Annotated in this window: 12 protein-coding genes; 4 read left to right on the top strand and 8 right to left on the bottom strand. The window is 72.4% G+C overall.

What is annotated here, in order from left to right:
- Positions 1-174 precede the first annotated feature (174 nt).
- Positions 175-2691: an aminopeptidase N gene (gene pepN / locus ABZS42_RS19490; protein ID WP_355147132.1), complete on the bottom strand. Its 2517-nt coding sequence runs from the start codon at positions 2689-2691 to the stop codon at positions 175-177.
- 68 nt (positions 2692-2759) lie between these two features.
- On the opposite strand from pepN, the gene ABZS42_RS19485 reads away from it, so the two are divergent.
- On the top strand, positions 2760-2978 hold the full coding sequence (locus tag ABZS42_RS19485; RefSeq protein ID WP_355147130.1) for a DUF397 domain-containing protein: 219 nt from the start codon (positions 2760-2762) through the stop codon (positions 2976-2978).
- Positions 2979-3066: 88 nt separating this feature from the next.
- On the opposite strand, the gene ABZS42_RS19480 is transcribed toward ABZS42_RS19485, so the two are convergent.
- Positions 3067-3495: a hypothetical protein gene (locus ABZS42_RS19480; RefSeq protein WP_355147128.1), complete on the bottom strand. Its 429-nt coding sequence runs from the start codon at positions 3493-3495 to the stop codon at positions 3067-3069.
- A 263-nt stretch (positions 3496-3758) separates the two neighbouring features.
- Here ABZS42_RS19480 and ABZS42_RS19475 point away from each other — a divergent pair, with 263 nt between their 5' ends.
- The 3 genes from ABZS42_RS19475 (at position 3759) to ABZS42_RS19465 (ending at position 6579) form a co-directional block, all read left to right on the top strand.
- A complete protein-coding gene (locus ABZS42_RS19475; protein WP_355147126.1) occupies positions 3759-5006 on the top strand; it encodes a cytochrome P450 in 1248 nt (415 codons plus the stop codon).
- A 263-nt stretch (positions 5007-5269) separates the two neighbouring features.
- Positions 5270-5752 (top strand): DUF4383 domain-containing protein, encoded by a 483-nt coding sequence (locus tag ABZS42_RS19470; protein WP_355147124.1) that lies wholly within the window; start codon positions 5270-5272, stop codon positions 5750-5752.
- A 167-nt stretch (positions 5753-5919) separates the two neighbouring features.
- Positions 5920-6579 carry a DUF6766 family protein gene (locus ABZS42_RS19465; RefSeq protein WP_355147122.1) on the top strand — a complete coding sequence of 220 codons (660 nt, stop codon included), beginning with the start codon at positions 5920-5922 and terminating at the stop codon, positions 6577-6579.
- Positions 6580-6637: 58 nt separating this feature from the next.
- On the opposite strand, the gene ABZS42_RS19460 is transcribed toward ABZS42_RS19465, so the two are convergent.
- From ABZS42_RS19460 to ABZS42_RS19435, 6 genes are all read right to left on the bottom strand, one after another.
- Positions 6638-7087, bottom strand: a complete 450-nt coding sequence (locus ABZS42_RS19460) for a GNAT family N-acetyltransferase (protein ID WP_355147120.1) — start codon at positions 7085-7087, stop codon at positions 6638-6640.
- Positions 7088-7157: 70 nt separating this feature from the next.
- On the bottom strand, positions 7158-8636 hold the full coding sequence (obgE, locus tag ABZS42_RS19455; RefSeq protein ID WP_355147118.1) for a GTPase ObgE: 1479 nt from the start codon (positions 8634-8636) through the stop codon (positions 7158-7160).
- Between the two features lie 88 nt (positions 8637-8724).
- Complete coding sequence (gene rpmA / locus ABZS42_RS19450; RefSeq protein ID WP_076473269.1) at positions 8725-8979, bottom strand: 50S ribosomal protein L27; 255 nt, start codon at positions 8977-8979, stop codon at positions 8725-8727.
- A gap of 11 nt (positions 8980-8990) precedes the next feature.
- A complete protein-coding gene (gene rplU, locus ABZS42_RS19445; RefSeq protein ID WP_076473268.1) occupies positions 8991-9305 on the bottom strand; it encodes a 50S ribosomal protein L21 in 315 nt (104 codons plus the stop codon).
- Between the two features lie 164 nt (positions 9306-9469).
- On the bottom strand, positions 9470-9718 hold the full coding sequence (locus ABZS42_RS19440; protein WP_355147116.1) for a hypothetical protein: 249 nt from the start codon (positions 9716-9718) through the stop codon (positions 9470-9472).
- A gap of 204 nt (positions 9719-9922) precedes the next feature.
- Positions 9923-12997 carry an Rne/Rng family ribonuclease gene (locus ABZS42_RS19435; RefSeq protein ID WP_355147114.1) on the bottom strand — a complete coding sequence of 1025 codons (3075 nt, stop codon included), beginning with the start codon at positions 12995-12997 and terminating at the stop codon, positions 9923-9925.
- Positions 12998-13062: the final 65 nt, after the last annotated feature.

Below are 13062 nucleotides of genomic sequence, written 5' to 3'. Positions count from 1 at the left end.
TGCGCACCCGGGTACGCACCCCTGGCGTCGAAGCACCGAAACACCGCGCGGTCCAATCGCCACGCCGCCGAAGTCCCACGCTGCCGAAGTGCCCGCCGGCTAAGTCCCACGCCGGCTAAGTGCCCCGCCGCCGAAGCACCGGGTCGGCGGGGCGGCGCGCCCGAGGGGGTGCGCTCAGGCGGTGGCGGCCGCGACCGCCGTGCGCACGATCAGCGCCCGGCGCAGGTCATCGTCGGCGTCGGTGACCACCCGGCGCAGGCCGGGCGTCAGGTCGTCGCGAGCCAGCAGCGCCGCCGCCGCCTCCCGGGTGGGCTGCGCCACCGCGTAACGGGGAAAGGCGAGGCTGGCGACCCGGTCGGCCGTCCAGGGCGTACGCAGCCGTGCAGTGGCTGGCATGTCGGCGAAGTACCGGTCGACGTACGGCGAGGTGAGCTCGGCCTGCTCGGGCTGCCAGAAGCCCTCCGCGGCCGCCTCCACCAGCCGGTTGGAGAGTTCCATGTTGCTCACCACGATCTCCCAGGCCGCGCGCTTGGCGTCCGCGTCGGGGAGCGCGGCACGGCACCGGGCGGCCTGTTCGGCGCCGGCCGCACTGCGGTCGGCCGCGGCCTCGGCGGCGATCTCCGGCTCGCCGGCCCCACCGAGCACCACCAGACGGCGCAGCACCGCCCAGCGCAGTTCGGCGTCGACGGACAGTCCCGCCGGCACTCCCCGGCCGGCGAGCCAGCCGACCAGCAGGTCGCTGTCGATGGTGGCGCTGATCAGCCCGCGCGCGGCGGCGAGTTGGAGCGAACCGCCGGACGGCGCGCCGCGCAGCAGGGTGGCGCAGGCCTCTGCGATCAGGGCCAGCGACGCCTCGCGGGTCGCCGCGTCGAGATAGCGGTCGACCAGCGACCGGCTCTGCGCCAACAGGTCCTCGGCGATGATCACCTCGGTCTCGGCGGGAAGCGCCGCGGCGATCAGCGAGACCAGCCCGCTCACCGGACGCTCCCCGTCGGTCGCCGCGTCCAGGGCCTCCCGCCAGAGCAGCGCCCGGGCCAACGGATCGGCCAGGCCGGGCAGCACCAACGGCACTGCGTCCGCCGAGGCGGAGTCGAGGCGCACCTTCGCGAAGGTGAGGTCGCCGTCGTTGGGCAGTAGCAGTCTGGCGGCCGGCAGGCCGGTCAGCTCGTGCAACACCGTCCGATCGTCGGGCGCGTCGGCGGCCACGTCCACCTCGATGCGGTCGACCGTCCCGTCGGCGGCGTACCGACCGACGCCGATGCGGTGCGGGCGCGGCACGGGGTGCGACTCGGGCGCGGTCTGCACCACGGCGACTTCCCGGTAGCGCCCGTCCGCGTCGACGGTCACCTCGGCCCGCAGCGTGTTCACCTGCGCCCGGCGCAGCCAGCGCTCGGCCCAGTCGGCGAGATCACGACCGCTGGCCGCCGAAAGGTTGGCGAGCAGGTCGGCGAGCGTCGCGTTGCCGAACCGGTGCGTCGCGAAGTGGCGGTTCAACCCGGCGAGGAATGCCTCGTCGCCCAGCCAGGCGACCAGCTGTCGCAGCACGCTCGCGCCCTTGGCGTACGAGATGCCGTCGAAGTTCAGCAGGCCCTCCGCCGCGTCGACCACCTCGTGCGGGGCGACGGGATGAGTGGAGGGGCGCTGGTCGGCCGCGTACCCCCACGCCTTCCGCCGCAGGGCGAACGTGGTCCACGCCCGGTCGAACCGGGTCGCCTCCGCGGTCACCCGGGTGCCCAGGTAGTCGGCAAAGGACTCGTTGAGCCAGAGGTCGTCCCACCAGCGCATGGTGACCAGGTCACCGAACCACATGTGCGCCATCTCGTGCGCGATCGTGGTGGCCCGCCTCTCACGCTCGGTGTCGGTCACCGCGGACCGGAACACGAGGTCGTCGCGGAAGGTGACCAGGCCGGGGTTCTCCATGGCGCCGGCGTTGAACTCCGGTACGAACGCCTGGTCGTACTTGCCGAACGGATAACGCTCGGCGAACAGCTCGTGGAACCGGTCGAAGCTCTGCTTGGTGACGGTGAAGATCTCGTCGGCGTCGGCGTCGAGGTGCTCGGCCAGCGACCGGCGGCAGTAGACGGCGAGCGGGATCCCGTCGTGCTCGTCCCGCCGAATGTGGTAGGGCCCCGCGATCAACGTGAAGAGGTACGTGGAGAGCGGCCGGGTCGGCGCGAACTCCCAACGTCCGGGTCGTGGCGTGGCGACGACCCGCTCGTTCGCCGCGACCGTCCACTCCGCAGGGGCGGTGACGGTGAGCGTGAACGACGCCTTCAGGTCGGGCTGGTCGAAGGCGGCGAAGATGCGCTGCACGTCGTCGAGGAACGACATGGCGTAGAGGTAGGTCTCCCCGTCGGCCGGGTCGACGAAGCGGTGGAGGCCCTCACCCGTGTTCGAGTACGCCATCTCCGCCTCGACGGTGAGCGTGTTGCGCTCCCTCAGCCCGCCCAGCGGGAGCCGGTTGTCGCTCAGCAGCGCGGGGTCGAGGTCGTCGTCGTTGAGGCGTACCGCCAGCAGCTTCGCGGGCTTGACCTCGACGAACGTCTCGGCGCCGGGAACCGCCCGGAACCGGATCGTCACGTGAGAACGGAACAGCTCCGCGCCACCGGTCAGGTCGAGGTCCACTTCGTAGGACTCGACGGTAATCGCCGCGCCACGCGCGGTCGCCTCTACACGGGTAAGGCTGGGCATCCGCTTATCCTGCCCGATAGGGATCCATATGCGCTTCCCGACTTCGACCGTGCACTGGAGGAATGACCATGGCTCAGCACCCCAAGGGAGACTTCGACCTGTCCCGGGCGGTCTGGCAGCGGGCCGAGAGTGACACCTCCGACAGCGCAGTGGAGGTCGCCTTCGTCGATGACCTGATCGGCATGCGCAACTCCGCCGAGCCGGAGGGGCCGGTCCTGGTGTTCACGCAGGCCGAGTGGGACGCGTTCGTCGCCGGCGCTCAGGACGGCGAGTTCGACCTGGCTTGAGGCCACCTCCGCGCCGGGCGTGACCGGTGCGGTCCGGCGGAGGAGCGGTGCGGGTTCGCGACGCCGCCCCTCCGCCCGGGGAGCCGGGTCACGAGTCACCGTCGCCCCAGCCGAGCCCGCCCGGACCGGGTGCGTGGTGGAATCCGGGGTGACCGGCCACATCGGCACAGTGCTCGCCGTCCGGGCCGACCGCGCCGCAGAAGAGTCGTTCGGCCCGGTGCCAGGCGTCGGCCGGCGAGAGAGCCGCCGCACCGAGTGCCAGCTCGGGGCGGAGCAGGCTCAGCGCCTCGGCGTAACCGACGGCCAGTTCGCGGGCCTGCGCCGGGCCGGCCGCGACGAAGCCCAGATGCACCGTGAAGTGCCGAGGCGGTGGGGCGGGCCGCCGTGGCGGCGCGATCAGCGGGGTCTCCGCGGCACCCGACGCCAGGTCGAGCGGACCGCGGCCACCCGCCCTGCCCGGCCCGCCGCCCGGCGCACCGGTCGTCCGCCGCCACCGCGGCGAGCTGTTCCCCCGCATTCCGCCTCCCCGTGATCCGTGTCCGCACCGGCGTGCCCGCTCGCAGCGCCGGACGGCGCTCCACGGGGCTGAGCCGCTCACCGCAGCCAACCAGGTTTCCGCGCTCCTGGGAGGGGCCAGCGGACGTCGTGATCCGCTGGCCCCTCCCCCGACGGCCGCCCGCCACCGCCCGTACGCCCGCTCGGGATTCAGCGCACCCGGACCTGGGTAGACGGCAGTCGGCCGAGGGGGTCGCCCCGCCACCAACCGCGTCAGGAGGCTTGATGGCGAGCATCCCGACCGACCGGAGCCCGGACAGCAGCCTCGCGCTGCTCCGCGAGGGCTACCGGTTCATCGGCGCACGCTGCGACCGCCACGGCAGCGACATCTTCCAGACCCGGCTGCTGCTACGGCGCACCATCTGCCTGCGCGGGCGGGACGCCGCGACGCTCTTCTACGACGCCGACCGCTTCGAGCGTGCGGGCGCCATGCCGTTGCGGGTGCAGCGGACGCTGACCGGGCGCGGCGGGGTGCAGGGCCTCGACGACGCCGCACACCGCGAGCGCAAGGCGATGCTGATGTCGCTGATGACACCGGCCGCGATCCGTCACCTGGGCCGGCTCTTCGACGACGAGTGGGCGGCCCGCCTCTCCCGCTGGGAGCAGGCCGGAGCCGTCGTGCTCTATCCCGAGCTGGGCCGGATGCTCACCCGGGTGGTCTGTGCCTGGGCGGGGGTGCCGTTGACCGATGCGCAGGTCGACCGGCGCACCGCGGACCTGCACGCCATGATCGGAAGCGGGGCGGCGGTCGGGCCGGGGCACTGGCGAGGGTTGCTCGCCCGCCGCCGGGGCGAACGTTGGCTGGCCGAACTCGTCGACAGAACCCGCCGCGGCACGTTGCCCGCCCCCGTCGGCAGCGCACTGCGGGTGATCGCCGAGCACCGCGACGAACAGGGCCGGGTCCTTCCCCGCCGGATCGCCGCCGTCGAACTGCTCAACGTGCTGCGGCCGACCGTCGCCATCGACCGGTTCATCGTGTTCGCCGCGCTCGCCCTGCACGACCACCCCGCCTGGCGGCACCGGATCCGCGACGACGACACGGCCACCGAGAGCCTCGTGCAGGAGGTCCGGCGGTACTACCCGTTCTTTCCGGCGGCCGCCGCGCGGGTCCGGCGCTCCTTCGACTGGCGGGGGTACCACTTCCCGCAGGGCCGGCGGGTATTGCTCGACCTCTACGGCACCAACCATCATCCGGCGCTCTGGCCCGAACCCGATCGATTCCGCCCGGAGCGCTTCGACGGCCACCGGCCGACCCCGTTCGGGCTGATTCCGCAGGGCGGCGGGGAGCACGCGACCGGCCATCGCTGCGCCGGAGAGTGGATCACCATCGAGTTGATGAAGCGCGCGGTGACCAACCTGACCAGCAGGATGCGGTACGACGTGCCACCGCAGGACCTGGCGGTGAGCCTGGGCCGGATGCCGGCGCTGCCGCCGAGCGGATTCGTCATCACCGGCGTACGGCGTACCGGCTGACCGGTCCCCCGCCCGGCGCGGCGAAAGCGCCACCGGCCGGTCTGCGCCGGCACGACCACCCGTTCGTCAGCGCTGTCCGATCGCCTACCCTGCGTCGTCCCGTCCATACCTGTTCCGGCATTCCGCTGCGCCGTGGGGCACCTCGACTACAAAATTGAGGACCGTCGGGCTGCGTCACGTCACCACCTCGGACCACGAGGTGAACGCTCCTCACGACCGGCGCCCGACGACCGCGGGCGGGACGAATCTCGGAGGTGGCATCGATGGCACGGGACGCGCGCGGCGGCCGACCGGCGGGGCCCAAGCCCCGGGTGCAACTGGCTGCCGTAGCGGTCGCCGTGGTCTTTCTCCTGATAGGCGTGCTGGGCTTCGTCCCCGGTGTGACCACCGGCTACGACGAGCTGTTCGGCGCCGGGCACCACTCGGGCGCGAAGCTGTTCGGCGTGTTCCAGATCTCGATCCTGCACAACGCGGTGCATCTCCTCTTCGGCCTGCTCGGCCTCGTGATGGCCCGCACCCTCGCCGGAACTCGGCTCTACCTGGCCGGCGGTGGTGCGCTCTACCTCGCGCTGTGGCTCTACGGGTTCGCGATCAACCAGCACGGCGCGGCCAATTTCCTGCCGGTGAACAACGCCGACAACTGGCTGCACCTCGGGCTGGGCTTCGGCATGCTCGTCTTCGGCCTGCTGCTCTCCAACCGGTACGGCACCGGCGGCCGCCTGGACACCCCCGCCGACCGCCCCTGACGCCCCGACGCCACCGGTACGACTCGCCCGGCGCACCGACCGCTCGGTCACTCCTGTCCGGCGTGGTCACCCGAACGGATGCTCCCGCGCCGGCCGGCAGCGGTCCGGTTTGCCCGCTGAACCCGCTGGGCAACGGACAGTTACCAGATCACCGCGAGGAGGTCGAGATGCCGCGCTGGTTGCGGAACAACGCCTTGGCAGTCGCCATGTTCGGCGCTTTCTTCGTCTTTCTGGCACTGCAGAGCGTGTTCGGCTGGCAGAGCCACAACGAGGAGCTGACCGAGTTCGGTGCCGCTCCGCTGAGCTGGCCGGCGTACCTGTCCACCGGCCACTTCGCTGAGGCGATCTTCGAGAACTGGGAGTCGGAGTTCCTCCAGATGGGCGGTTACGTCCTGCTCACCGCGTACCTGGTGCAGCGGGGTTCGGCGGAGTCGAAGCCGGAGGGCGAGACCGACCGCTCCGAGGACGACAAGCGCCGCGCCACTGCGGCCTCACCCTGGCCGGTGCGCCACGGCGGACTGCCGCTCGTGATCTACCGGAACAGCCTCGCCCTCGCGCTACTGCTGATCTTCGTCGGCTCATTCGTCGGGCACCTGCTCGGCGGCACCGCGCAGTACAACGCGGAGCAGGCGCTGCAGAGCGGCGCTGCCCCGGTCAGCGCGCTGCACTTCCTCGGCACCAGCGACTTCTGGTTCCAGTCGATGCAGAACTGGCAGAGCGAGTTCCTGGCGGTCGGCACCCTGATCGTGTTGAGCATCTTCCTGCGTCAGCACGGTTCCCCGGAGTCGAAACCGGTCACCAGGGCGCACGCCCAGACCGGCGCCTGAGCAGCGGCTCGACGTCGGCGTGGCGCACGACCCGGCCGGGCCCCGCGCCGGGCGCCGGTCAGGCCGGCACCGGCAGACGCTTGGCGAAGCAGACGCTGTACGGATTGCCGACGTACTCGCCGTAGGTCGGGATCGGCTCGTACCCGCACGAGGTGTAGAGCCCGATCGCCGCCGGCAGATACGTGCCGGTCTCCAGGCGGAGGCTGCTGTGCCCGTACTGGTACGCCAACTCCTCCAGCGCGGCCAGCAACTGGCGGGCGATTCCCCGCCCCCGGTACGCCGGCCGGACGTACATCCGCTTGATCTCGCCGGATTCCTCGTCGAGGGCCTGGACGCCGCCGCAGGCGACCGCCCGACCGTTGACCACGACGGCGAGATACCGGATGTCGTCGTGGGTCTCGGTCACCTGCCCGGTCAACCCGCCGTCGGCCTCACGCAGCTCACGCTGCTGCGCCGTGACCAGGGCGGCGACCTCCGGATCGGTGGCCGCACGGGACTCGATCAACATCGCTTCACGGTAGGCCGGGCGGATTTCCACCAGGTTTCCGCGAAACGACCCGATTGCGGACGGTACCGAGCTATTCGGAGTCCTCGACCTCGTCCGTCGCGTCGGCCCCGACCTCGTCGGCCATGTCGGCCCCGATCTCGTCGGCGGGCCGCTGCCGGCGCGCCTTGCGGGCGGCCAGCCGCTCAGCCGCCGAGGCGCGCGTCGACTTCTCTTCCAACCGCTGGTCGGCGCCGCGTACGCCGGGAACGAACTCGGCACCGGCGTAGAGCGTCGGCTGCCAGTCGAACTCGCGCTCCCCGATGCGGACCAGGTCACCGGGCTGGGCGCCGGCCTTCGCCAGCTTCTCCTCGACGCCGAGCCGGGCCAGCCGGTCGGCGAGGTAACCGACCGCCTCGTCGTTGTCGAAGTTCGTCTGCCGAACCCAACGCTCCGGACGCGCCCCCCGGACGGTGTAGGAGCCGTCCGCTTCCGCCTCGATCGTGAAGCCGGTGTCGTCCACGGCGGACGGCCGGATCACGATCCGGGTCGGCTCGATGATCGGCATCGCGGCGCGGGCACCCTCGACGAGTTCCGCCATGGCGTACGTGAGTTCCTTCAGCCCCTCACGGGTGGCGGTGGAGACCTCGAAGACCCTGAGGCCACGCGCCTCCAGGTCCGGCCGGACCATCTCGGCCAGGTCCCGGCCATCCGGTACGTCGATCTTGTTGAGCGCCACCAGCCGGGGCCGGTCCGCCAGACCGCCGTACTGGTTCAGTTCGGCCTCGATGGCTTCGATGTCGGCCAGCGGGTCCCGGCCGAGTTCCAGGGTTGCGGTGTCGATGACGTGCACCAGCACGGCGCACCGCTCGATGTGGCGGAGGAACTCCAGGCCGAGGCCCTTGCCGCTGGCGGCGCCGGGGATCAGGCCGGGCACGTCGGCGACGGTGAAGGTGTGGTTGTCGACCCGGACCACGCCGAGGTTGGGCACCAGCGTGGTGAACGGGTAGTCGGCGATCTTCGGCTTGGCCGCGGAGATCACGGAGATGAGCGAGGACTTGCCCGCCGACGGGAAGCCGACCAGGCCGACGTCAGCGACGCTCTTCAGCTCCAGCACCACGTCGAGCGTCTCGCCCGGTTCGCCGAATTCGGCGAAGCCCGGCGCCTTGCGCCGGGAGTTGGCCAGCGAGGCGTTGCCCCGGCCACCCCGGCCGCCACGCGCCGCCTCGAAGGTCGTGCCGGCCCCGACCAGGTCGGCGAGCACCGTGCCGTCCTGGCTCTGCACCACGGTTCCACTGGGGACCTTGAGCACCAGGTCGCCGCCGTTCGCACCGTCCCGGTGCGAACCGGCGCCACCCTTGCCGTTCGGCGCCTTCACGTGCGGGCGGAAGTGGAAGTCGAGCAGGGTGTGCACCTGCGGGTCGACGACCAGCGTCACGCTGCCGCCGTGCCCGCCGTTGCCGCCGTCCGGCCCGCCGAACGGCTTGAACTTCTCCCGGTGGATCGAGACGCAGCCGTGCCCGCCGTCGCCGGCCTGCAGGTGCAGGACGACCCGGTCAACGAACGTCGTCACGCTGTCAATCCTTCCAGCGGGGAGCGCCCCGCACGAGAAAAGCGAAGCGGGCCGGGACACCAGGTCCGCGGCCCGCTTCGCCGGAAAACTACTGCTGCGGCACGATGCTGACGGTCTTACGACCGCGCTTGGTGCCGAACTGGACCGCACCGTCGGACAGCGCGAAGAGCGTGTCGTCCCCGCCACGGCCAACCAGGTCACCCGGGTGGAACTTGGTGCCGCGCTGCCGGACGATGATCTCGCCGGCGCTGACCACCTGGCCACCGAAACGCTTCACGCCGAGCCGCTGGGCCGCGGAGTCACGGCCGTTACGCGAGCTGGACGCACCCTTTTTGTGAGCCATCTGAGGACGACCTACTTCCCGCTGGAGATGCCGGTCACCTTGACCTGGGTCAGCGGCTGGCGGTGACCCTGGCGCTTGTGGTAGCCGGTCTTGTTCTTGAACTTGTGGATCCGGATCTTGGGGCCCTTGGTGTGCGCGGCGATCTCGCCGGACACCGCGACCTTGGCGAGCTGCGCCGCGTCGGTCACCAGGTCGTCACCGTCGACGAGGAGCACCGCGGCCAGCTGCACCGCGTCGCCGGGGGCACCGGCGAGCTTCTCGACCTCGATCACGTCGCCCTCGGCGACCTTGTACTGCTTGCCGCCGGTCTTGACGATCGCGTACATCGGAGGCGGACTCCCTGTCGTTGAGGCTGCTGGTGGTCGTCCCCACGGCGGCTCGCCGGGTAGCAGTGGCACGGCGGCGCGGGCACGCGGGAACTCGGCACACAAGAGTGCGCCGCAGGCAAGCGTACGCCATGCCCACCCCGCAGCCCAAACCGGCCCGCGGATCAGCCCGGACAGAGCCGGTCGAGACGCTGCTGGAGGCGGTCCAGCTCGGTCTCGTCGAACCCGTTCACGTCGGCGCCCAACGCCTCCACCTCGGCGCCCTGATCGGCCAGGAGCACCCCCGGTTGCGGGGCGGTGGCCCGGGCGGACTGCTCGCGCAGCACGGCACGCCAGCCGGCGAGGGCAGTTGCGGCGCGCCGGTGGGCGGCGTCGGCCGCCGTGCTGTCGTTGGCACCGACCGCCGCGACCATCCGGCCCAGCTCCTCCTCGTACGCCCGGGCCGCGACGTCGCCGACCGGCCAGAGGCCCGCGCCACCAGCACACCCACCACGAGCAACCGGCGCATGGCGGTCCCTTCGCCCGGTCGTCCCGGCGGAAACGGGCCGGGCCCCCAACCGGCGTCATCGTGCCGGAATGGGGGCCCTGCCGTCCGCGCGAAGGGGCGACCGGTCAGCTCACGGGCGGGTACGCCGCCGGGCGCCGCTGCGGCGGGCTCTACGCCGGCCGGTGGTCTCCTCGTCGCTCTCCTCGGTGAGCGCGTCCGGGTCGTCGGCCGCGGCCAGCCGGGCCGAGTCGCCCTCCTGGCTGTCGGCGACCGCCGGGGCCGCCGCGGTCCCCGCCTCGTAGCGGGAGAGGTCGTAACCCATCGTGTCGTAGTAGTCGGCGTCGTGGCCCGCCGTCGTGTCGGCACCGGTGACGGCGGCCGCACTGGTGGTGGCGTCCACCTCGGTGGTGTCGGCGCCGGGCTCGGTCTCGCTGACCTCGGCCACCGTCCGCTCCACCGGGGCGGCCTTACGCGCCCGGCGCCGGGACGTGCCGGCCGACTCGGCGGCCGGGGTGACCACCGCGGAGGCCACCGCCTTGACCTTCTCCGCCGCCCCACCGGTACGCGGCTTCTCCGGCACCGGCTCGGTGTGGATGATCACGCCGCGGCCCTTGCAGCACTCGCAGGTCTCGCTGAACGCCTCCAGCAGCCCCGCGCCGATCCGCTTACGCGTCATCTGCACCAGGCCGAGAGAAGTGATCTCGGTTACCTGGTGCTTGGTGCGGTCCCGGCCCAGGCACTCGGTCAGCCGGCGCAGCACCAACTCGCGGTTCGACTCCAGCACCATGTCGATGAAGTCGATCACCACGATGCCGCCCAGGTCGCGCAGCCGGAGCTGGCGCACGATCTCCTCGGCCGCCTCCAGGTTGTTGCGGGTGACCGTCTCCTCCAGGTTGCCCCCGGAGCCGGTGTACTTGCCGGTGTTGACGTCGATGACGGTCATCGCCTCGGTGCGGTCGATCACCAAGGAGCCGCCGGAGGGGAGGAAGACCTTACGGTCCAGCCCCTTGAGGATCTGCTCGTCGATCCGGTACTCGGCGAAGACGTCAGCGGTCCCGACGTACCGGCGCAGCCGGGGAACCAGGTCCGGCGAGACGTGCGACAGGTACGACTCGACCACGTCGTACGACTCGTCGCCCTCGATGACCAGCTCGCGGAAGTCCTCGTTGAACAGGTCCCGGACCACCCGGATGACCAGGTCCGGCTCCTCGTAGAGCAGCACAGGAGCGCCGCCCTCGGCCGCCTTGGCCTGGATGTCCTCCCACTGCGCCTGGAGCCGCTTGACGTCACGCGCCAGCTCGTCCTCGCTGGCCCCCTCGGCCGCGGTACGGACGATCACGCCCGCGCCGTCCGGGACCAGCTTCTTCAGCACGTCCCGCAGCCGCTTGCGCTCGTTGTCCGGCAGCTTGCGGCTGATCCCGGACGCGTTGCCGTTCGGCACGTAGACCAGGTGCCGGCCGGAGAGCGCGATGTGGCTGGTCAGCCGGGCCCCCTTGTGCCCGATCGGGTCCTTGGTGACCTGCACCAGCACCGAGTCGCCGGACTTGAGCGCCTGCTCGATTGAGCGGGCCCGGCCCTCCAGGCCGGAGGTGTCCCAGTTGACCTCGCCGGCGTAGAGCACCGCGTTGCGCCCTCGGCCGATGTCGACGAAGGCCGCCTCCATGCTCGGCAGGACGTTCTGCACCTTGCCCAGGTAGACGTTGCCGGCCATGGTGCCCGACGAGTTGCGGGTGACGTAGTGCTCGACCAGGACGCCGTCCTCGAGCACCGCGATCTGGGTGCGGTCGCCGCGCTGGCGTACCGCCATCACCCGGTCCACCGCCTCGCGGCGGGCCAGGAACTCCGACTCGCTGAGGATCGGCGGCCGGGTACGCCGCTGCTCCCGGCCGTCCCGGCGGCGCTGACGCTTCGCCTCGAGGCGGGTGGAGCCGGAGACACCCTGGACCTCGTCCACGGTCCGGCGCGGCTCACGGATCTTGACCACGGTCGGTACGCCGTCGTCCGCGCCCGCCTCGACGTCACCGGCGCCACGGCGCCGGCGCCGCCGGCGACGGCGGGTCAGGCCGTCTCCGCCCTCGGTCTCCTCGTCCTCGGCTTCCTCAGCCTCGGCCTCCTCGGCCTCGACCTCGGCCTGCGCCGCCTCCTCGGCCTCATCGTCCTCGGCCTCATCGGCACCGCCCTTGCCCCGGCCACGGCCGCGCCGGCCGCGCCGACGGCGGCGCCGGGCGGCGAGGGAGTCGTCCTCGTCCTCCTCCGCCTCGGCGGCCTCCTCGGCCTCGACAGCCTCCTCGATCGGCTCCTGCTCCACCTCGACCGGCTCCGCCAACTCGGCCTCCCGGCGGCCACGCCGGCGGCGGCGGGCGGGCTCGGCCGGTTCCTCGGCGACCGGCTCCTCGACCGGGGCGGGCTCAACCGCCCGCACGACCGGTGCCACCTCCGGCTGCGGGGCCATGAACAGCACGGTGGGGGCGGCGAGCGCGGCCCGTCGGCGGCGGCCACGCGGCTGATCCGCCGGCTCGGCGGCGTCGGTGGGCTGTTCCGCGGCGGGCACGGCCACCCCCGGCGCGACATCGCCGGTCTGGGCCTCGGCGCCCCTGTCGGGTTCCGGCTGCGCCGCCTGCTCGCCCGCGGTCTCCGGCTCCTCGGCCGGGGCGACCTCGCCGGTGGTCTCCTCGGCGGCTGCCGGCGGTGCCTCCTCGGCCGGCGCCTCAACGGTGGGTTCGGCCGGCGTCGCGGCCTCCGGCTCGACGGTGGGCGTGCTCTTCCGTCGCCGGGTACGGGTGACCTTGACCGGCGGGACGAGGTCAGCGGCGCCCTCCTCGACGGCCTCCGCGACCACGGGCTCCTCGACCGCCTTCGCGGCGGTCGCCTTTCGGCGGCGGCGCGGGGTCTTCGGCGCGACGTCCGAGTCGCCGGAGACGGGCGCGAAGACCTCCGCCTGCGGAGATTCCGCACTGCCCACACCGGTGCTGGGCGCCTCGACGGGGACCTCGCCCTCCTCCGGCTTGTTCACCGGTGTGGCGCGTCGCCGGGTGGTACGCCGTCGGGTCGGCGCCGGCTCGGCGGCGCCGGACTCCTCCGCGCCCTCCACACCGATGCGGCTCTCCACGGCGGCCCCGTCGACGGGGTTGTGCTGCTGATCGGCGGTGTCGGCGGCCGGCTGTGAACCGGTCCGTTCGCCGCCCTCGGGCTCGTTCTCGAGCATGGACGTTCTCCAGTTCTGGCTGCCCCGGGCGCGGGTGAGCGCTGCCACGCAGGGTCGCCGCAAAA

Source organism: Micromonospora sp. NPDC005367, from assembly GCF_040606825.1.
In the GTDB taxonomy this organism is placed as follows: domain Bacteria; phylum Actinomycetota; class Actinomycetes; order Mycobacteriales; family Micromonosporaceae; genus Micromonospora.
This window is presented reverse-complemented; position numbering and strand designations above follow the sequence as displayed.